Annotated in this window: 16 protein-coding genes; all 16 read right to left on the minus strand. The window is 60.5% G+C overall.

Annotated features, from left to right (window positions below; translation table 11 throughout):
- Positions 1–48: 48 nt before the first annotated feature.
- The 16 genes from ACO9S2_RS17285 to ACO9S2_RS17360 all read right to left on the minus strand — a co-directional run bounded on the left by ACO9S2_RS17285 (position 49) and on the right by ACO9S2_RS17360 (position 21245).
- Positions 49–3339: an efflux RND transporter permease subunit gene (locus ACO9S2_RS17285; protein ID WP_423723665.1), complete on the minus strand. Its 3291-nt coding sequence runs from the start codon at positions 3337–3339 to the stop codon at positions 49–51.
- 12 nt (positions 3340–3351) lie between these two features.
- The gene (locus ACO9S2_RS17290; protein ID WP_423723666.1) at positions 3352–4404 is read right to left on the minus strand and encodes an efflux RND transporter periplasmic adaptor subunit; all 1053 of its coding nucleotides are present in this window, start codon (positions 4402–4404) and stop codon (positions 3352–3354) included.
- Between the two features lie 26 nt (positions 4405–4430).
- Positions 4431–4619 carry a YgaP family membrane protein gene (locus ACO9S2_RS17295; protein WP_423723667.1) on the minus strand — a complete coding sequence of 63 codons (189 nt, stop codon included), beginning with the start codon at positions 4617–4619 and terminating at the stop codon, positions 4431–4433.
- 62 nt (positions 4620–4681) lie between these two features.
- Positions 4682–6007, minus strand: a complete 1326-nt coding sequence (locus ACO9S2_RS17300; protein WP_423723668.1) for a cytochrome b N-terminal domain-containing protein — start codon at positions 6005–6007, stop codon at positions 4682–4684.
- Between the two features lie 78 nt (positions 6008–6085).
- Positions 6086–6637, minus strand: a complete 552-nt coding sequence (locus tag ACO9S2_RS17305; RefSeq protein WP_423723669.1) for a ubiquinol-cytochrome c reductase iron-sulfur subunit — start codon at positions 6635–6637, stop codon at positions 6086–6088.
- Complete coding sequence (locus ACO9S2_RS17310; RefSeq protein WP_423723670.1) at positions 6634–7881, minus strand: NAD(P)/FAD-dependent oxidoreductase; 1248 nt, start codon at positions 7879–7881, stop codon at positions 6634–6636. The genes ACO9S2_RS17305 and ACO9S2_RS17310 overlap by 4 nt, the downstream gene beginning before the upstream one ends.
- Positions 7882–8068: 187 nt before the next feature.
- The gene (locus tag ACO9S2_RS17315) at positions 8069–8536 is read right to left on the minus strand and encodes a hypothetical protein (RefSeq protein ID WP_423723671.1); all 468 of its coding nucleotides are present in this window, start codon (positions 8534–8536) and stop codon (positions 8069–8071) included.
- Positions 8537–8562: 26 nt separating this feature from the next.
- Positions 8563–8994, minus strand: coding sequence for a DUF2231 domain-containing protein (locus ACO9S2_RS17320; protein WP_423723672.1), 432 nt, complete (start codon positions 8992–8994; stop codon positions 8563–8565).
- A 297-nt stretch (positions 8995–9291) separates the two neighbouring features.
- Positions 9292–10560 carry a hypothetical protein gene (locus ACO9S2_RS17325; protein WP_423723673.1) on the minus strand — a complete coding sequence of 423 codons (1269 nt, stop codon included), beginning with the start codon at positions 10558–10560 and terminating at the stop codon, positions 9292–9294.
- A gap of 149 nt (positions 10561–10709) precedes the next feature.
- Positions 10710–11189, minus strand: coding sequence for a DUF4149 domain-containing protein (locus ACO9S2_RS17330; protein WP_423723674.1), 480 nt, complete (start codon positions 11187–11189; stop codon positions 10710–10712).
- Between the two features lie 15 nt (positions 11190–11204).
- Positions 11205–11765 carry a hypothetical protein gene (locus ACO9S2_RS17335; protein ID WP_423723675.1) on the minus strand — a complete coding sequence of 187 codons (561 nt, stop codon included), beginning with the start codon at positions 11763–11765 and terminating at the stop codon, positions 11205–11207.
- Between the two features lie 128 nt (positions 11766–11893).
- Positions 11894–12856: a formylglycine-generating enzyme family protein gene (locus ACO9S2_RS17340; RefSeq protein ID WP_423723676.1), complete on the minus strand. Its 963-nt coding sequence runs from the start codon at positions 12854–12856 to the stop codon at positions 11894–11896.
- A 26-nt stretch (positions 12857–12882) separates the two neighbouring features.
- On the minus strand, positions 12883–13845 hold the full coding sequence (locus tag ACO9S2_RS17345; protein WP_423723677.1) for a formylglycine-generating enzyme family protein: 963 nt from the start codon (positions 13843–13845) through the stop codon (positions 12883–12885).
- A 126-nt stretch (positions 13846–13971) separates the two neighbouring features.
- A complete protein-coding gene (locus ACO9S2_RS17350) occupies positions 13972–18912 on the minus strand; it encodes a hypothetical protein (RefSeq protein ID WP_423723678.1) in 4941 nt (1646 codons plus the stop codon).
- 471 nt (positions 18913–19383) lie between these two features.
- On the minus strand, positions 19384–20778 hold the full coding sequence (locus ACO9S2_RS17355; protein ID WP_423723679.1) for a sigma-54 interaction domain-containing protein: 1395 nt from the start codon (positions 20776–20778) through the stop codon (positions 19384–19386).
- Positions 20779–20861: 83 nt separating this feature from the next.
- A complete protein-coding gene (locus ACO9S2_RS17360; protein ID WP_423723680.1) occupies positions 20862–21245 on the minus strand; it encodes a response regulator transcription factor in 384 nt (127 codons plus the stop codon).
- Between the last annotated feature and the right edge of the window lie 42 nt (positions 21246–21287).

Raw genomic sequence — 21287 nt, forward strand, 5'->3', positions numbered from 1 at the left:
AAGATCGGCCTGAACTGTAGCACAAGGCGGCGTGGAGAATCGCGTTCCCTACGTCCGTTCCTGCGGCAGAGCATCCGCAGATCGGGTCCGACGCCCTATCACGTGATAGTACAACACCGGAATGATGACCAGCGTCAGCAGCGTGGCGGCACTCACGCCAAACAGTAACGACACGGCCAGCCCCTGGAAGATGGGATCGAGAATGATAACGAAGGCACCCACCATCAAGGCGGCGGCGGTCAAGAGGATCGGCCTGGTCCGGATCGCGCCGGCCCTGATGACGGCCTCCGCCAGAGATGCGCCGCTTTGCTCCTGTAGCTGAATGAAATCCACCAGAAGGATCGAGTTCCTGACAATGATGCCCGCGAGCGCAATGAAGCCGATCATGGAGGTCGCCGTGAAATAGGAACCGGTGAGCCAATGGCCGGGCAGAATGCCGATCAGGGTGAGCGGAATCGGAGCCATGATGATCACCGGCGTGAGGAACGATTGAAACTGCCCGACGATCAGCAGGTAGATAAGCAGCATCGCCACGGCAAAGGCGATCCCCATGTCCCGAAACGTCTCATAGGTAATCTGCCATTCCCCGTCCCACTTCATCGTGAGTTTCTCTTCCGACCAGGGTTGCACCGCATAATATTGCTCAATCTGGTAGCCCTCGGCCGGGCGGTATTCCTCCAGCTTCTTTCCGACTCCCAGGACACCATAAACCGGACTCTCGGCCTTCTCCGCGCCGGGCCCACCGACGTCGGCGACGACATAGACCACCGGCTTCTGATTTTTGTGGTAGATCGCGTTGTCCTGAATCCGCTGCTCGACCGTCAGCAATTCGGAGAGCTGCACCATGCCGCCGGTGTTCGCGCGCAAGCCGATTTCACCGATATGCTCAAGCCCGGTCCGCTCCGCCAACGGGAGCCGCAACACAATCTGCACGGGGCTCTTCTCCTGGGGAATATGCACCAGTCCGATCTTCGTGCCTTCTAAGGCCATGCGCAAGGTGTTCACGATGTCTTCGGAGGGTATCCCGGCCAGCGCCGCCTTGGCCCGGTCGACCGTGAAGAGGTATTTCACCTGATCGGCTTCGACGTAGTCGTCCACGTCGACCACCCCCGGCGTCGACTCAAACAAAGCCCGAATCTCCCGCGCGGCGGCCATCTGGCGTGTGTAATCCGGTCCGTACACCTCCCCGACCAGCACCGACTGCACCGGAGGTCCCGGCGGCACCTCGACGGTTTTCACATTGGCCCCGTACTGCCTGGCGATCTCCTGGACTTGCGGGCGCATCCGCTGCGCGATTTCGTGACTCTGCGCGGCACGCTCGCTCTTCGCCACCAGGTTGACTTGAATGTCGGCCTCGTGGGGCTGTGCTCTCAGATAATAATGACGCACCAATCCGTTGAAGTTGAACGGCGAGGCCGTGCCGACATAGGCCTGATAATCCCGCACCTCCGGAACGGTCCTCACGTAGCGGCCGAGCGCCTGCGTGACTCGCGCCGTTTCTTCCAACGTCGTGCCTTCCGGCATGTCCACGACCAGCTGTAATTCGCTTTTGTTGTCGAACGGCATCATCTTCACCACGACATGCCGGGTGTAGAACAACAGACAAGACCCGGCCAGCAACAGCGCCACGACTCCCAGGAAGCCATAGGCCAGAATCGGATGAGCCAGCAGCGGCGACAGCACCCGCCGGTACAGACGAGCCGTCAGCCCCTGCTCGTCGGCCTCATGATCCATTCCCGCCACTTTCACGCCGGGCCGATAACAGGTCTGGCAGAACCAGGGGATCACGACGAAGGCGACCAGCAGCGAGAAGAACATGGCGATCGACGCGTTTACGGGAATCGGGCGCATGTAGGGCCCCATCAATCCGGAGACGAACGCCATCGGCAGCAGCGCCGCGATGACCGTAAACGTTGCCAGAATCGTGGGATTCCCGACTTCATCCACCGCGTAGATCGAGGCTTCCTGATGGGGTTTCAAACGAAGCGTCAGATGACGGTAGGTATTCTCGACGACCACGATGGCATCGTCCACGAGAATGCCGATGGAAAAAATGAGCGCAAACAGCGTCACGCGGTTGATCGTGTAGCCGATCAGCATCGAGGTGAAGAGCGTCAAGGCGAGCGTGAGCGGAATCGCCAGAGACACGACAATGGCCGGGCGCGGTCCGAGCGCAATGCCGAGAAAGACGACGACCGCCACCACCGCAATCAACAGGTGCCACAGCAATTCGTTGGCCTTTTCCTGCGCCGTCTCGCCGTAATCGCGCGTCACAGTGACACGCACGTCCGCCGGAATCGTGAGTCCCTTCATCCCCTCGACTTTGCGAATGACCTCGCTCGCGACCGTGACCGCATTCGTCCCGCCCTGTTTGGCGATGGCCACCGTGACGGCAGGCTCCTCGTCCGTGAAGCGTCCCTCGTGAAGTGTCTCTCGCACGCCTTCCTGCGCTTCACGCTTCACGAGCGACGAGCGACCGGCCGAGAGGCCCTCGCCGAACCAGACATACTGCGACAATTCGGCAGGCCCATCCGTGACCTCGGCAACCTGGCGCAGATAGACCGGCCGCTGCTCGTTGACGCCGACGACTAATGATTCAAGATCTTCACGAGACCGGATGAATCGGCCCGTCTCGACCAGAAAACTCTGATTGCGGGTATCGAATCGGCCCGTGGGCAACGCCCGGTTTTCCCCGCGGATGACGCCGGCCACCTGCAATGGCGTCAGGCCGTAGGCCTTCAACCGCGTGGGATCGATTTGCACCCGGAGTTCTCGCACCTGACCGCCGACAATAAACCCGGCGGAGGTTCCTGCAACTTTCTTGATCTCCTCCAACACCTGTTCAGCCAATCGATGCAGTTCAAATTCGCCGTACCGTTGACTCGAGAGCGTCACCGTCACGATCGGTACATCGTTGATGTCCTTCGGCTTCACCAGGAAGGGCTCTGCTCCCGGCGGCAACAGGTCCTGATTCGACATCAGCTTGTCGTAGAGATCGACCAGGCTCTGTTCCATCGGCTGGCCGACATAGAACCGCACGATGATCAGGGCACCGCCGGGCCGTGAAATGGAATAGACGTACTCCACGCCCTTGATCTCTGACAGCTTCCGCTCGAACGGCTTGGTCAATTGTTCTTCGACGACTTTGGCCGATGCGCCGGGAAAGGGCAGCCAGACGTCAGCCATCGGCACAACGATTTGGGGTTCTTCTTCACGGGGAGTGACGATGATCGCAAACAAGCCGAGCAGCAACGCGCCCACCATAATCAGCGGCGTCAGCTTGCTCCCGATGAACAGAGCGGCGATGCGACCACTGAGCCCTGGGCGATACTGGTCCATGATGTCGAGGGATTAAGGGATTGTTGGGGACGCGATTGGGTTGACGATCTGCACCATGGCACCGTCGATTCCTCTGGCGCCGTCAAGCAGCACCCGTTCACCCACATTCACACCGGAGAGAATCTCTACCTGATTGTCGAACCGGCGCCCGGGTTTGATCCACCGGAGTCGGCCGATCTGATCGGAGCCCACCACGAATACGCTCGTCATCTCCCCTCGCTCGACAACGGCAGAAGAGGGCACCAGGATTGTCTTGGTCATCCCCTTGTCCAACTGCAACCGGCCGAACATGCCGCTCTTCAGGCCGGGGGTCATCGGCAAATCCACCTTGACCATGAAGGTATGGGTTTGAGGGTCCCCCGCAGGAAGGATTTGACTCACCACCCCATGCAACGGGGCAGCCCCGAGCGCATCGATGAGGATCGGAATTTTGTCCCCGAGAGACACGGCCTTCAGATCCCCTTCGGCCACCGTCGCCTCCAGGCGGAGTTGCCGGGGATCTTCCATCTCAAGCAGAGGCTGACCGGGCGACGCCAGCTCACCTGCTTCAACTTTTTTCCCGGTGATGACGCCGTCGAACGGCGCCTTCACCTCGGTATAGCTGAGTTGGGCCAGGACGGCTTTCCAACTCGCCCCGGCCACCTTGAATGCCCTGGTGGCATTTTCCACTTCCTGCTTTGACACGGCATCATCGGCCAAGAGCGCCTTCATGCGAGTGAGTTGCGCCTGCGCATTCTCGACTTCCGCCGTGGCACGCGCCAGGTCGGCTTGGACGTCCCGGTTATCCAGCTGAATCAAGGTCTGTCCCTTTGACACTCGCGTCCCCTCTCTGACCAACAGGGTATCGATCGTGCCCTGGATACGGCTGGACAGCGTGGCTTGGAAGATGGCTTTGACCTGACCCGTCACCTCGACACGAATAGGCACCTGGACCGTGGCGATCTCCACGACCGCCGCCTGAATCGTCGCCTGCGGAGCAGCCGACCCGACGGTCGTCACCGGCTCTTCCTTCGATCCGCATCCGAACGACACCAACAACAGCAGGCCAATGAGCAGTCGATTCACGCATCATCTCCCATAAGGTCACCGTTCTACTCCTGCACGCCCAGCTTCCGTAACAGGGCCATCATCGGACACCAGCCGGTAAAGGCAGACTGGATCAAGTTCGCCGCGACAAACGCCGCGAAGTAATTCCAGTATGGATGAACCGTCGCGCCGAGTATAACGGCAAGCAATACGAAGACACCGGCAATCAACCGCAACATATCATTGAGTTTCATGGGGCCCTCCTTTTGTCCTACTCATGTGAGGCAGGGCCGGGATAAAGGATTCGCGCGACCCGTCACGGAACTTTCTTCAGGCTCAACATGTAGCTGGTCAGATCAGCTAACTGCTGATCGTTCAATGGGAACTTCGGCATGAAGGAGCCCGCCGATACGGATTGCGGGTCTTTGAAATGCTTCACATGCCATTCACGGTCCGGCCTGGTGTCGCCGACGAAGGACAGATCCGGCGCCACCGCCCCTCCCTCTCCATGAATCCGATGGCAGCCCGCACAGCCAAACTCGGCATAGAGCGCCTTCCCGCGCACCACGGCCGGATCAGCCCGGGGTACCGCGTACAGGTTCTTGATCGAGAGCCCTAACAGCGACAGCACCACGACGAGAAACACAACCCCTGCCCCCAGCGCCACGGGCCGCCTGATGGGGTTGCGGGCCGGATTCCGGTCAATAAACGGCCAGAACAGCATGATGCCGATCACCAGGACCGGCAGAATCCAGGTTGCCAACGGCTCAAACGGACCATGCACGTACTTGAGCAGTTCGTAATAGAACAGGAAATACCATTCAGGCACCGGGACGAAGCTGGTGTCGGAAGGGTCGGCCTTGTCCGTCAACGGGAACGGAATCGCCAGCGCCGCGGCCGCCACGACCGCAAACACGCCGAAGATCACGACGGCATCCATATAGACCTGGCGCGGATGGAAGGTCTCGCTGTCCAAGGACGCCCGCGCGTCGGTCCATGGCCCGGCCGGTCCGACGCGGCGGAGAATAAAAAGATGCAACCCGATCAGCAGGAGAAGCAGGCTCGGAAGGAAGAGCACGTGCATCGCAAAGAACCGGGACAGGGTCAGGGCTCCGAGCGTCTCACCGCCCCGCAGCACCCGCATCATGAAGTCGCCGATGACCGGCACCGTCCCCACCATGTTGATCCCGATCTGCGTGGCCCAATAAGCGGTCTGATCCCAGGGCAGGAGATACCCGGTAAAGGCGAACACCATCACAAGCAGAAACAACACGACTCCGGCCATCCACATCGCTTCGCGCGGCGGTTTGTAGGCCCCGTAGAGAAAGGTTTGCAGCATATGCAGCCCGATCGCCACCACCATGGCCGACGCGCCCCAATGATGAAGACCCCGGACAAAGGCCCCGAACAGGACCTCCGTCTCGATGAAGCGGAGACTGTCATAGGCATGATCGGGGGTCGGCGCATAATAGAGGGCGAGGAACATGCCCGTGATCGCCTGCATCAGAAACAGAAACAGCGTGACCGAACCGAACACGTAGATCCAACTGGCGCCGCCGGGAATGGGCTCATCCAGGAGCGTCCGTTCAACGGATTTGAGATTGAGCCGGCTGTCCAGCCATTTATAGATTCGTGATGCCACTCGTCCCTCGTGAAGCGTGAAGCGTCATAGGTCTGCCGTCCCGCGAGATACAGGCGACGAGATACGCTTCCCCCCTCGTCACAGTTCCACCACCTGCGCCGTGCCGGATTTGAATTCCTTAAAGACCACGAGGAGGCGACCGTTCTCAATCTTGGAGGGCAACAGATCCAGCGGCCGGGGCGCGGGGCCGGACAACACCTGCCCGTCGATATCGAACACGCTGCCGTGACAGGGACATTTGAAGGTCTTCTCCCCGGTCTCCCAGCGATACCCGCAGCCGAGATGGGTGCACATGGGAGAAAACACCTTGATCTGTCCGTCCGGTCGCTTCACCGCCCAGATCGCCTTGTGCGACCGGCTTTCCAAATAGCCGTCCTGAATCGTGGTGATATGGTCGAGTTGTCTGGGTTCGCCGGGCGGGATGTCGCCGACACTGCCGACATCCACCCACGGCCGGACACGCCGTTTCAGGGCAGGCGAAATCACATAGCCGAAGAGCGGAATCGCGAGCCCCAACCCGATCAGACCCGCCAGGCCGCCCGTGACCCATTGGAAAAACCTACGTCGTGAACCGACCGGCGTCGAGAGTCCGGACTCGCCCTCCGGCGTCGGGCTGCCGTCGGACGTCATACCTTCCGCTCCAGCTTGTCGATTCCCATGGCTTTCAGAATCGCTTTTTCGAAGAACGGCTCGCTCACGCCCTTCTTCATTTTCATCAGGAAATACTTTTCAAGCGCGATCTTGGCCAGATGCACCCATTTGCCCTTCTTGGCCCAGGTGACGTTGCGCGGCGCCATTTGCGGCAGCGCGACAAAGGCCATCCCCGTATCGCCCATGTCGGCGAGGCAGATGGCATTCCAGGTCGCCGTGTCTTTCTTGGCGTTGTTCTCGATATCCGCGTGGATATTGTGCACCGCGGCCGACACCATGGACTCGATCATGTAGCCGGTCTTCGGAGCGCCAGTCGGAACCGGCGTCTGCTCCACGGGCGGGATCGCCACGCAGACACCCACCGCATAGATATTCCGATACTTCGGATTCATCTGGTAAGCATCGATGTTCACGAATCCTTTGGGATTGCAGAGTCCCGCCGTCCCGGCGACTGCGTCCACTCCCGCAAACGGCGGAATGATCATCGAATAGCGGAAGGGCACTTCCTGCCCGTCGTCCAGGAGCATCTTCCCCGGCTGCACTTCCTTGATCGAGATATTCGAGATGGGCTTGATGGAATGTTCCGCGAATTCATCTTCCATGAGCCGCCGCGACTTGCCCACGCCGGCCAGCCCCATGTGGCCGATGTAGGGCTCCGGCGTCACAAAATAGATCGGGACTTTCTTGCGGAGCTTCTTCTTGCGCAAATCCGCGTCGATGATGAACGCCATCTCATACGCGGGGCCGAAACAGGAGGCTCCTTGCGCCGCCCCGATCACGACCGGACCGGGATCTTTCAGAAAGCTCTGATAGGCGCCCCAGGCCTGTTCCGCGTGATCGACGTTGCAGACCGACTGGGTATACCCGCTTGGACCGAGGCCCGGCACCGCGCCGAAATTCAGCTTGGGGCCTGTGGCAACGATCAGATAGTCGTACGGCACCTCGCCCTTCGCCGTGACCACCCGGTTCTGCTCCGGCTCGATCCGGTCTGCCGTCGCATGGACGAACTCGATCCCTTTCTTCTCCAATACAGGCCCCAGCGCGAAGCTGATGTCCTTCCGCTTGCGCCAGCCCACCGCCACCCAGGGATTCGACGGCACGAAGTGGAACGACTCCACGTTCGAAATCACCGTGACCTTGTGTTTCTTGTCCAGCAGGGCCCGCGCCTCGTAGGCGGCGGGCAATCCCCCGATCGACGCGCCGATGATCACAATACGAGCCATAGCTCCCTCCTTTTCTGCAAGCAGTCAGCCATCAGCGTTCAGCACGTGTAGACGAGCCCATCATCATAACGACGGATGCGTTTTCACAGGGGAACTGGATGCAAGACCGTCCGGGTTTTATCATGCCTGACCGTTCCTGTCTCGGATGTCACTCTCATGCTGCGGACTGCACGCTGACGACTGACGGCTACTTGTCCGCTCCGAATCGATACAGGTCATGGCACGTCGTGCAGCGGGCCGTCATACTTGAAAGCCGCCGGAGGATTTGCTGCGGAGTCTCTTGTTGCACGATGGCATCCGCCAGCGCATCCATGTCCCGATGAATCGACATCCCCATCTGCTTGAAGGGGAGCGGCAGCTTGGCCATGATCGCCGGATTGACATCCGCCGCCATGCCCATTCCTGCCGCACGGGCCGCAGCTTCCATCGACTTCAGATCAGGCTGCGGATCCCCCAGGCCCCTGACAACTCCGTCCACCGCCTTCAAGAGTTGCCGCATCTCTTCCAGGACCTGATCGCGTTCAACCGGCGCCAGGGCGATCTCCATTCGACCGTCAGCTCCAGGCCTCGTCACCCCCTTCACAAACAGCCACGCTCCGGCGGCGATCGTGACGACCCACAGCATCACAGCGATCATGCACAGACTTCGTTTCATCTCGCTCCTTTGGGCGACGATCCTTATTACCGTGGGGCCATGACTCCTGCACCATATTCGTATACAAGACTGCCTCCGTAGTAACTGGCCACGAGCAGCACGGCGACCCCGGTAAGCCCGAGAGCCACTGAGACGACAGGGCGCTCCTGAACCCAATCGAGCCACACAGCCATGCGCCATCCCAACAGGCCCGCAAAGACCCAGAAGGTGGCAAACCCCAACGATTCATGAAGCTCGAGCACCTGCTTGGGCACCCCGCTGTGCTCCACCGCTTCCTCTGCCATCGCACCGCTCGCCACCGACACAAGCGCGCCGGCCAATCCCAATACCAGGGTGTACAGACTCGCAATCCGGCACTCATCCCGACGCCATCGTTGCCCCAGGAGGTCCAGGAACACCGTAGCCGACAATAGTGCGATCGGGAAATGAACCAACATCGGATGAATGGGATGAACCATCGATCTCCTTTTCTGTGACCTTCCTCAGCAAGCTGTGCAAGTGAGGAACCGCGGTGCATATAGACCAGCCAACACACACTCCTCCATATTTTCAATGAGTTGTGATGTCACGGCATACCTTCCTGCTCGTGAAGAGTGGAGCATTGCTACAGAGAACGAAAGAGCACTGTCGCAGAAAGCGACAGGCGACGAGCCGGAGCGGAGGAATCAGTAGGATAGAGATTCACCAGGGGGAAGAGGGCCCTGCCGGCCTTGGGACCCGCGTTCCAAGGCCGGCGACACAACTACCATACCTTCTTACCTTCTGACGGCGATCCCGTGGGTATCCGCCGTCTCCTTGCCGTCTTTCATGTTGCTGATGGCCGCCTGGCCCTTATAATGGCCAACCTTGCCGTCTGCATCGACATGAATCACGCCGACGCCCGGGATCGTGCCCTTGGCGTTCTGCGCGGTCTTGTCGTTGCCGGTGAGCGGGTTAGGCCCACGCAGCCCGACAAACACATACCGGCCATCCGGAGCCACGTCCATCAGATCGGGAGCAGGATCTCGATTCGCCTCGGTCGTGAGATCGATTGCGCTGACGCTCAAGTTGCTGAGCGAATCGATGATTTCGATATTGTTGCCGGCCCGATCGGCGCTCCACACGTAGCGGCCAACCCCAACCATGCCATGCGAATCAGCAAACTTCTCGTCCCGCTGTGAGATGAGCTTGGCCGAAATCGAGTTGGGCAGACCCGAAAGATTGAGGGCGTACACGTCGTAGGACAGGGGCGCCACCGGCCAGCCTCCGCCGGAATTGATATACATGGTGTCGCCGACCTGAACCCCGCCGCAACCGGCCGGATGGATCTGATTATTGTCGAGCATCGCCACCGCCTTCATCGGCGTGGTCGTCACATCCATCACCACCAGCCCCCCGCCGCGCAACGTCACGAACGCGTACCGGCTCGAGGCTTCGGTAATCGGACAGATGGGAGAGGTATCGGGACGCTCCGCGCCTTCGAACGCCGCCAGGCTCACCACATCTTTCTCGGGATCGAAACTGAACTTATGCGCCCTGTAATCCGTCCAGATCCGGATAAACTTTTTTTCGGCGATGTTCGCGGCAATGGCCATCTTCTGATCCGGCGTCGGCCAGGCCGCATGGACGTTCTTGCCCATCGACAGACAGGCTTCCGGCTTTTTCGTCACGGCGTCCATGAACAGCACATGTCCGCTGAGAAAGGACAGAATGACATGATCCTGGTCATTGTTGAAAAAGAGCATGTGCGGACGACGGACCGGTTTTTTCGTCGCCTCCTCGCAGAACTTGCCGATGTCCCCCGCCAAGTCGATCGTGACGGCAGGCTTGGCCGAGGCTGGAGTCGCCGCAAGCTGAGCCCCGTCATAAATGTGCAGATACCCCCCGCTCTCCTTCCCTGTATCGGACTGATCGGTCAGCCAGACTTCGTAGGCTGAGGCAACATTCGCCTGGCCCATCATCGTACCCGTCAGTACCCACACAGCCAGGCCACAAGCCTGGACTGCACGGGCCACCCGTGCGCGCGTATCTTGATGACGCCTCATGGTCGACCTCCTTCAGTCAGTGATGTGCGAGCAAGAGGGATCTCCTGCTCGTGATGCGTGTCCGGTTTGGCCTTCTAGAGTAGAGGGATTTGCGGAAGAGATCAATCGACTGCGCGCGGGGGGCGACCGCCGGCTGTATGGCGACCGTCCTACAGACGAGCGAGCATCACCGCCACGAAGAGGACTGCGAGCGAGAGTAACAGGGCTACACGCGGCAACCAGGTGGCGGCCGTCAGCATGGTGCGATCGGAGGCGCGCCGCTGATCGGAGGGAATCGACAGGATCGTCCGCACACGCGGACCCAGCACCAGATCATGCGCAAGCGTCATGAGCAGCAGCACGCCCACCAGCGAGAGTTTGATGGCCAGAACAGAGGGCCATCGATGAGGCTCAACGAGCGGCCATCCATGCGAGACCACCAGCAGGGAACCGGTCAAGACGAGGATTGCGACAACGCTCCATACTACAAGGCGGAATCGCATGGCCGCAGCCCGGAACAGCACACCGGCGTCCGGCTTGGATGCCAGGGCCCGGTAGGCCGGCGCCAGGACCAGGGAGAGAAACAACATTCCTCCGATCCACGTGACCGCGGCGATGAGATGAACCCAGACGAGAACAAGTGGCGTCATACAGCAGACGTCACACTACGATTTATGCACATGGGGATGCAACAAGACCGGCTGAGGAGGCCCAGGGGGGAGAACGGCCCACTTCAACTGCGGGCACCAGCCGATCTCCCCGGAACCCGCAACCGCCTCAATCGGCTGGCCTCGCATTGATCCATCGCCGTCCGGCAACATCTGGATACAGGGGGTACAAAGGAACTGGCACGGAACCGGGCAACTGCGGGCTTCGCAGCCGACCAGCGTATGGAAGAGCGCGGCCTTTTCCTCGCAATGGCGAACCGGATCGGGGGCCAGCAAGCTTTCCCGGTAGCACTCCAGGCGCTGCCACAACTTCGTCAAATTGGAAATCGGACGCGCGTTGACACTGGCCCAGGCGCCGGGAACGCGGACGGATTCGCCGATCAACTGCAGCGCCAGATCGATCCCCTTCGGCAGATCGGGAAACGTGGCGATACAGACCCGGTCCCCGCCCGCCCGTTCCACCATAAACGCGGGGGCGCGCTGAGCGAGACTCAGCGCGCCGGAATCGTCATCCGTCATCCGCTGGGGAATATGCACAACCAGATTCATCTCATGCATTCCGAGGCCCCTGCGCGCGGCGTGAGCATAGCGAGCGACCGATCGTCTCTTGTCATTTGCACTGAATCCGACTCGCCGGCCTGCGACATCAGCCTGGTTAGGAATGCCTACGTCGCGTTCCTCGCGTGCTATTCGCTCACCATCGAGACTTTTGTCCCTGCATCGCCCTGCGCATCGCGCGCGCAGCGGAACCCCATCCAGTTGATCTTCGTATTGGGATCGGTGCCATTTCGCATCGCCGCGCGCATGGTGGTGGTGCTATCCATCCAGCCGCCGCCGCGAAACGCCTTTTGCGTGCCTTTTTCCGGACCTTTGGGATTCCGGTCCGGGGCCGTCTTGTAGTAGTCCTGGTCATACCAATCGGCTACCCATTCGGAGACATTGCCCATCATCTGATAGGTGCCATAGGGACTCACCGCATTGTCGTACTTGTCCACCGAGATCAGCGGCGGATACAGCAGGAGCCGTTCTGGACGATCGCGCACAGGACCCGATATCCCCGTGCGACCGAAGTTCGCGCGGGTCAGCCCGGCGGATTCCTTCCCCCAGGGATTGATGCGGCCATCCTCGCCGCGCGCGGCCTTTTCCCATTCGGCTTCCGTCGGCAAACGCTGTCCCGCCCACTTGCAGTAGGCATCCGCGTCGTACCAGGACACATGCATGATGGGGTGGTGCGTCATCGTGTCCTGGAAGTTGCCGCCGTCATAGCGCCAGTCGATCTGCGGATTCCGGCCGGTCGCGAGAATGAATTTCAGATACTGCAAATTGGTCACTTCATACTTATTGATCTCGAACGCATCCAAGTAGACCCGTCGCTGGGGCAGCTCGGAGCGATAGGCCACCCTATCGGTCTTCTTGTCGCTCCCCATGATGAACTCTCCGGCCGGCACCAGGACCATGTCATCCTTGGCCTTGATCGTCGCCACCCGCTTCTCCGCGAGTTGCTTGCCTTCCGGGGTCCACTCCACCACGATGTCCTGCACGTCGAGCCCCCAGGCCATACGGGCCATGATAAGCAGCGCGGCGAGCACCAAGACCGCGTTGATACCCCACTCCCACTTTCTGAACTGCTCCGCTTCCTTCCGTTCCATTTCTCGGCCTCCTCGTTGGTAACAGGCTAGCGGCTCGAGGCCAGAGGCACGGGGTGTGTCATATCCCCCCTCTCGCCACTCGCCTCCGGCCACTTGCCTACATCCGATTTCGCACAGCGAAATCCCGTCAAATAGCTCCGTCTCGTTGGCTCGCCCCCGTTGCGCCCGGCCGACCGCGCGACTTCCGGATCTTCATTCCAGGATCCGCCGCGAAACACTTTCAAGTCTCCCGTCTCCGGGCCTTTCGGGTTGTCGTTGAATCCCTTCCGGTAATACTCCGGATCGAACCAATCGGACACCCATTCGCTCACGTTCCCCGCCATCTGATAGACACCGTAAGGGCTGGCCCCTTTGTCGTAGCGATTGATGTTGGCCAGCGGGGGATACTTCGCGCCCCGCTTCGAACCGGGATGCGCGATATTGCTCTTGATCCAACCGGCCGGCTCATCCCCCCAGGGAAACATCCGGCCGTCTTCGCCCCGCGCGGATTTTTCCCATTCCGCTTCCGTAGGCAATCGCTTGCCCGCCCAGCGGCAATAGGCATCCGCCTCCTGCCAGCTCACGTTGATCACCGGATGCAAGGCCATTTTTTCCGGGAATGGTTTGGCTCGCCAGAACTGCGGCCAGTCCATGCCGGTAGCGAGAACGAAGCGCAGATATTCCACATTCGAAACCTCGTACCGGTCAATCTCGAAGGCGTCCAGGTAGACCGGATGTTGGGGAAACTCTTGCGGACCCGCCGCCCGGTCCTTCTGCGGATCACTGCCCATGAGAAACTTTCCGGCAGGCACCGTCACCATGCCGCCCGGCACCTCGACCATGGCCATCCGCTCGACGTCATCCAGCGGGGTCCATAAGGGAGGCTGCGCGGAGGATTCGTGATTGGCCAGCGCAGCGCTCGGGCACGCGGCCAGAGGCACGAGGCACGAGGCCAGCGCAACCAGCATCACCCATACCCGCGACTCATTGAATCCGCCCCATCGCCTCATACCGATCCCCTTGCCTCTCGCCCCATCTCCGGCAAGCCGGTTTTACTTCAGCCTGTAGAAACAAGATGGGGGAGCTGCATGAAACAGGCAGCCCCCCCACCAGGTGTTACACCATATCCGCTCCGCTTACTTCATGGCGGTCGGAATGGCCTTCACTTCGGGCTGCGCATCCGCCTGCTTGGCGCCCATACCGGCTGCGCCGAGCGGCTGGATCCGTGAATCGCCGGCTGGCAAGACACGGAGGTAGCCCCACTGTCCGGACTGCGTGTAGGGCAGCCGTGCGTTGGACCAGACGAAGTCCCCCACCTGACGATACGGGCCGCCCGCACCGCCACGGATGAACACGTCCAGCACTTCCGATCCGGCGTACTCCACCACGCTGATTTGGTCAGCACCCGGCATGTACGGCTCGATCGGCCACTCGTGGCCTTCGACACCGAACATCCCGTTCTGCTCGCTGTTCGCACCGAGGACATGGATGCGAATGGCGTCACCGGCATGCGCCTCGATCAGAGGCGTGACGGGATCCTCGGGCTTATCCACCACGCAGGGCTGGAAGATTTTCCCGAGCGAGCAGCCTTGCTCTTCGCGGAACTTGTACGGTTCGGCACGGTAGTTCACCGACGTCAAACCGGCCACGTTCTGCACGTAGGGCATGAACGCGGTTCCGATGATGTTGTCCTCATCCTGGAAGAAGAGGGCCACATCACGATAGTTCCGCATGCCCACGTTTTCCGGCAAGCTGGCGTCCACAATGACGTCCGCCCGCCAGGTGTTCTTCTGCGACACATCCGCACCGGTCACCGGATCGCGATACTGCGATCCCTTCGGGCCGACGATGATGGCGCCATACAACCCGTTGCGCGGATTGACGACGATGTTGCCACCATCCCACACCAGCGACGTCGTCTCCTTATTGGCAGGATGCGCGTAGTAGGTGTAGCTCCGGCCTTCGCCCGGTCCCACGGTCTGATCGCCGCCGTTGTTGCCGACGTTCAGGCCCTGGCTGTCCCTCGGATCGAACGCCAAGCCCGGCGCAAAGAACGACGCCCGGCTGGCCTTCATCTTGTTCTTCAGATTGACCTTGATGCAGTCACCAAGGTTGACGCGCAGCGTCAGCGGATTCGGAGTCACACCGCTGGCCACCGTCGTCGCTTCCTCTTCCAGCGCGAAGATCTTGCCTTCCGGCATGGTCATTTCGATCTTCCGCTCGAAGTCCACCTCGATCGCATCCGGCGCCTTCGGATTGAGCTTCATCGGGCGATCCAACGCCACGACGTTGAAGCTCTTCACCGGGGCATCAGCCGGACAGACTGAGCTGGGGGTTGCGGGAATCCCGAGGGGATTGGTCCCCCTGGGAAGCGGCTTCAGATCCGCCACTTCCTTATCGAGCACGCGCACGATGCCCCATCCACCTTCGGCGAAGTGTGACGTTCTGCCGTTGAAGTGGATGTAGTCACCGGGCATACCCTGGAATCCGCCCGCCTTGGTCACGAGGTCATACCGCTCGGCGATCCCGACGTGAATCGAGTTCTTCCGGTTGGCATCCGCCGCATACCGTTCCGTGAGGAAGGTGTGGCCGGCGATCGTCCAGACGTGCGATTCGTTCATCAGCTGGTGCAACAGGCGGAACACCATGGTGTCGCCCGTGTACGCCCGCAGGAGCGGTGTACCCGGATCCCCGTGGATCGCGCTGCTGAACAGCTTCGACGTATCCGGATTGTTCGAGAGGCGCTGCGCAAACGGAGCCGCGCGGAAGTTGAAGCCGCTGCCGGTCGTATGCGTGCCGCCGTTGATGTACTTGTTCGGTGCGTTCATGATCTTATCGGGCATCTGGAACGACACCGTCTTGCCCGCTTCCAACGCCACTTCGATCGGCTGTCCCGGAGGATTGCCGGCTTCGATGACGTTGACCGTGTGCGGCACCGTGTCGTGGATGGAGACCATCAACTCACGGAAGCTGCCGCTCACACCGGCACCGATCGGCTCGTTGCTATGGATGTCCGCGATCGGACCGCTCCACACAAGCTTGCCGTTCTTCGGATCATGATAGGTGGACCCGAACGGCTCCACGATCGTCACGCCGAACCCGCCATGCGGCCAGGTCGTCGCGCCGAACGCGTGGTCATGCCAGAACACGGTCCCCATATCCACGTCCACCCACCACCGATAGCGCACAAACTCCGGCGAGACCAGGTCGTTCGCCGGATGGTTGTTCTTCAGCGGCTTGAAGAACGTGATGGAATCGCCCTTGATCTCCTTGATGCGGGCGACTTCGGAGCAGCTCTTATCCCGCGGCAATGACGCCGTCGGATCGTTGCCCTTCTCCAAGCAATCCATGCCCACCATCACTTCGGTGTTCACATGCAACGGCGTCGCACCGGGAGCCATCTGAATCTTGATGGACCTGGCTCCGGCTTTGGCCCCGCCGACGATCTTGGCGACCATCGGGGCAGGCAACCCGTGCTTCGTCTTCTTGCCCCACATGGTGAAGGGGCGCACGGACATCTCATACTCCATCCCGGAGATCACACCGTCCGAGTTCCCTGTATCGAACTGGAAGAAGTGGGGATGGATGTTGATCTTGGACGACTGGAAATTCGTGTAGTCGTCGTCGTCCCACTCGCTGGTGAGAACCAAGTCCACGCAGTCATACACGTTGGCGCGAATGACCGCCGGAAGCTTGAGATCATCGTTGGCTCTGGTCAACCGCTCTTCTTCATGGAGCAGGTAGATCAGACCATCCTTGTCCACCATGGCCGGCTCTTTGCCCTGCTTCTTGGCAAGAGTGATCGGCATGCGGACAAAGTGAATGTTGTAGAACTTCTGATTGGCATTCACCGGGCAGAGACTCCAACGTCCCTGCTCGCCCGGCTTGGCCGGCTCGGAAGTCCGCTCGCCATTCTCATCCTGGTGGATCGGCTCCAACCAGGGCGCGCCACTGTGGTTCGCGGAGAACGGCACACGCTTGCCGAAGTGCGGCTTGAACAGCGGCCAGGCCATCTTTCCCGTGGTCGGATCGAACAGAATTGCCGGTCTGGTGCTGTCATCCCACTTGGCCGCCCACGGATACTTGGGGTTCTGTGCGGTGCTTTCCCGTTCGCCGACCGCCACATTCCCGTTCCACTTCCAGTCCCACACCGTCGCGTCATAGGCCATGATCTGGCCCTTTTCGTCTTCGGTATGGCCCGGCTTACCCTGCGCCGGCACGAACATTTCGACCCAATCCTTGATGTTCACGATCACCGGATCGGATTTCCAGTTCGTCTTCTGGCTCTTATCGACAATCTTGAAGGTCTTGCCGAACCAATCGACGGTCGAACCGATCAATTTGTCCGACGAGACACCCTGCCTCATGCGGCCCTGACGATCCGGCAACTCACGCATATCCGGCATCGTGTCGGTATGCGCATTGCCAACCTGCAGCGTATTGTAGAACCGGCCGTACCCCCACATGCCCGCGACATAGTGGTGCGCCACGTGGCAGTGATAGAGGAATTCGCCGGCCAGGTGCTGACAGCCACCGCCGCCGCACTCCGGTTCCAGGTCGAGGGATTCGGACGGACCGACCACTTCCACGTCCACCCGATCAGACTTGGTGCGAACGACCGGGTACTTCACCGGACCGTCCTGCCCCTTATACCAATGCTCTTCCTGATCGGAACGCGGGCTGCGCTGCCAACGGATGGTTCCGCTATGGGGATGGTGGGAGTGGAACACTTCCGATCCACCGTGCACCAACCGCCACTTGACCGGATCACCCAGGTAGCCACGAGCCACCGTGGTGGGAGGGTCGCCGAAGGTGTAGGCGCTATAGGCCAACGACTCGTCCTCGAACCCGAAGTATTCATGCTGCAAATGCATCTGATCGATGCCGAACGGCTCGCTGCGATAGTTGATCGCGCGGCCACCCGGACGATAGGCATCCGTCAACGGATCGCGCTGCGGCAAGAAGTCACCCTTCTTGTTCAGCGGCCGGAACGCTTCGTCGCCGATCTCGTGATAGAACAACACGAACTCGCGGAAGTCCGGTCCCGACCCGTTGTCGATCATGACCTGCCATCCGCCCTTCGTCTCGGGCGCGGCGCCCGTGCCGAGGGGATCGAGGTACTTGGAGCCCTTCGGTTCGACGATGAACGCGCCGAACAGGCCCAAGACCGTCAATTCGCGGTCATTACTCCATGAATGGAACTGCCGCACGCCTTCCTGCATGGTCGGATGGATATACCATTCGAACTCCTGCGTCTTGCCCGGCGAAACGACCGTGTCCGGGTTCGTCGTCGTCGCGGGCTTCCCGGTGGCGCTCACGATCATGCTGGAGGCCTGGATGACCAAGCTGCCATCTTCCGCCTCCATCTGGTTGCGCAGCGTCATCTTGACGCAATCGCCCTGGTTGGCGCGAAGGACCAGGGGCTGAATCGCATCGCCCTGGTTGCCGGTCGTCACCGCGCCCGGATCGAATCCATCCTTTTCACGAGCGGCCTTGTTCTTGGCCTCCTCGGCGCGAACCTTGTCGATTTCATCCGTGTGGACGTACATGTATCCGGGATAGAAATCGAGCCACCGGTTCAAACTGATCTCGATGTTGATCATCGAGACATCGAACTTCTTGACCGGGGCATTGGCCGGACACTTGCCGCCGGACGACACCACCGGCTCGCCCTTGCCCGAGTCCGTCATGAGCAGGAAGCTGCTGCCGTCCTGGCCCATGTACTGGTGCATCATCGATGTGTTGTTGAAGGCGCCGGAGGTCGGGGACGCCTGCGCGTCTTTCTGCGCCTGCTGCTCCAGCTTCTCCATCAACCGATGATGCTGCATCTCCATCTTCTCTGCGTTGCCGGCACGACCCTCGATGGCGTTTTCCACCACCGTCTGCCCCTTCAGTTGCTGGGTCCACCCCGGCATGGCGACGGGAGTCGCGTGTCCCTGATGGGACCCCTCTCCCGTTTCTGCCGCAAACAGCCACGGTGTCGCCACCAGACTGCCTGCCAGCAGCACGCTTTGAAGCATCAGCGCCGCATGTGTGCGCCTCCGCTTGCGTGTAGGTTGGAATAGAAAAGACCTCATATTACGGCCTCCCCGGTTAAGCCCGCCACGATCGGCGGCTGGTTAAAAAACCCCTGTCTATACCCACTGCTGTTCCGCGTTCCACCAACATTTGTAAGGAACCGGCCTCCGCATCTTCCGGCCTTCTTTCAGGAGGGAAAGAGCTGGTGAAGGTTTCCCTCTTGCGAAGGAGAGGGTCATTCGGAGGCCGGTCCAAAATCACCCAGACCTTCACCAGCGACCCCTTTCTAGCGCAAACCTTGTGCCCAACCTGAGGTAACTCAATGAAAAATGAGATTCTTCAATGCTGGAGCGACGTCGGTGATTCTTGACGGGGGACTCCTGCTGGTGCCGGAAGAGATACAATTCCACCCGCCTGGACAGGTCCGACACAGACCAATAGTCACTCTAAGTATTTTCAACATGTTGCACTGTCCATTAGTTTGGACAGCACCGGAAGTCCATTTGGGGAGAATCGGGACTACCGGGGAGTTACTGTAACTCATAGTCACGTAGTTTATTGTAGAGGCTGGCCCGGCTGATCTTGAGGAGTTTGGCCGCCCTCAGCCGGTTGCCGCCGGTCTTCTTCAGGGCATCAACAATCCTGGCTCGCTCGGTCTGACTCACCGCATCACGAACAACGGTGCGCAAGCCCTCGTCTTTTGTCGTCGAGCCGAGCGCCACAATGTCTTTGCAGGTCAGATCGGAACCGGTAGTGGTCACCACAGCCCGTTCGATGTAGTGCTGCAGCTCGCGGACATTCCCCTGCCATGCCGCCCCGCTCAGCGCATGCATCACCTCCGGAGAGACCGTCCTGAGCGGCTGCCGGTGACGCTTGCAGGATGCAGCCACAAAGTGCTCCACCAGCAACGGAATATCCTCCCGGCGTTCGCGAAGCGGGGGAAGATAGAGCGGCAACACGGCCAGCCGATAATACAAATCCTGCCGGAACGACTTGGCCTTCACGAGTTCGACAAGATCCTTGTTTGTCGCCGAGACGATCCGGACGTCGATTTTAATCGGCTGGTTGCCGCCCACCCGCTTGACTTCGCCCTCCTGCAACACCCGCAACAGCTTGGCCTGAAACGCCGGCGTGGTGTCGGCAATCTCGTCCAGAAAGATCGTGCCCCCGTCCGCCTCTTCGAACAACCCTCGCTTGGTCGCCGTGGCGCCGGTAAAGGCCCCCTTCATATGACCGAAGAGTTCGCTTTCCAGCAGCGTTTCAGGAAGGGATCCGCAATCGACCACGACAAACGGCTTCTTCCGCCGGTAGCTCAGCCGATGCAGCGTCTTCGCCACCAGTTCTTTGCCGGTCCCGCTTTCGCCTTGAATCAAGACCGTGGCCGGACTATCCGCGACCAACGCAATCGTGTCGAACAGTTGCTGCATGACGGGGCTCCGCCCGAGCAGCTCCCCGAGCGACTCCCGCACTCCCGACGGCGAGGGATCCTCGAGAACGGCATCGGCGGAGACGCGACTGCCGAGCGCCTGATGTTTGAACAGCACCAGCATGGACTCCACAACCCCCTGACTGGACACCAGCGGGAAGGCCTGGTGCATCCCGCAGGCAGCCCCCTCCACGCCGCTGCCGCAGGCCACCGACTGCACCTCGGGCGCTTCAAACACCTTGCTCGCCGGGCAGGCCTCGCACGGGTCCGTCCGATGGGCAAACGCCTCGTAACACTTCGCCGAATGCCCGACGGACTCTTCCATCGATGAACCCGGCCACCCGGCTTCGTTCGCATACACGACGTTGAAGTCGCGATCCATCACGGCAACCCGGTCCGTCATACCGCTCGCCAACTGTTTAATTGCTTCCAGCCGCGCAGCCAGGATGGGATCCTCAAAAAATCCCTGTGCGCGCTGTTTAGATTGAGATCCGGCCATCTCCACACCTTTTGGAACGGCACAACCGTCGCACCGTTGGATTAGATGGGGCCTTTCCCGGTAACCGGTTTGCCCCCCGCCTGCTAGCCTCCCGCCGCTTGTCTCTCCCCGCTCAACTCAGGACTCAACAATCGCTTAATCGTCGCCTTCAGCTCTTTGACGTGCACGGGCTTGTCGAAGTACACCGTCGCGCCCGAGGCCAGCACGTCGGCTCTTAATTTAGCGTCTCCGAAAGCGGTCATCAGGACGAGGGGACAATGAGGCACGCTTCGCCGTAACCGGCTCACGTATTCGACTCCCCCCCCCGGCATCTTCAGATCCGACAGGATCAAATCCGGCGGCGAGTCCCGCACCACGCGCAACGCCTCGTCACCGTCGCGCGCCTCCTTCAGCTGATACCCTTCCCCCCACAGTTCATCTCGCAACAAACTCCGCATCTCGGAATCGTCTTCGACTATAAGTACCATGGGCATTACTCCTGGCTGGCTCACTGTTGTTCCCCTCTTCGG

Source organism: Nitrospira sp. NS4, from assembly GCF_049546785.1.
Lineage (GTDB): Bacteria > Nitrospirota > Nitrospiria > Nitrospirales > Nitrospiraceae > Nitrospira_D.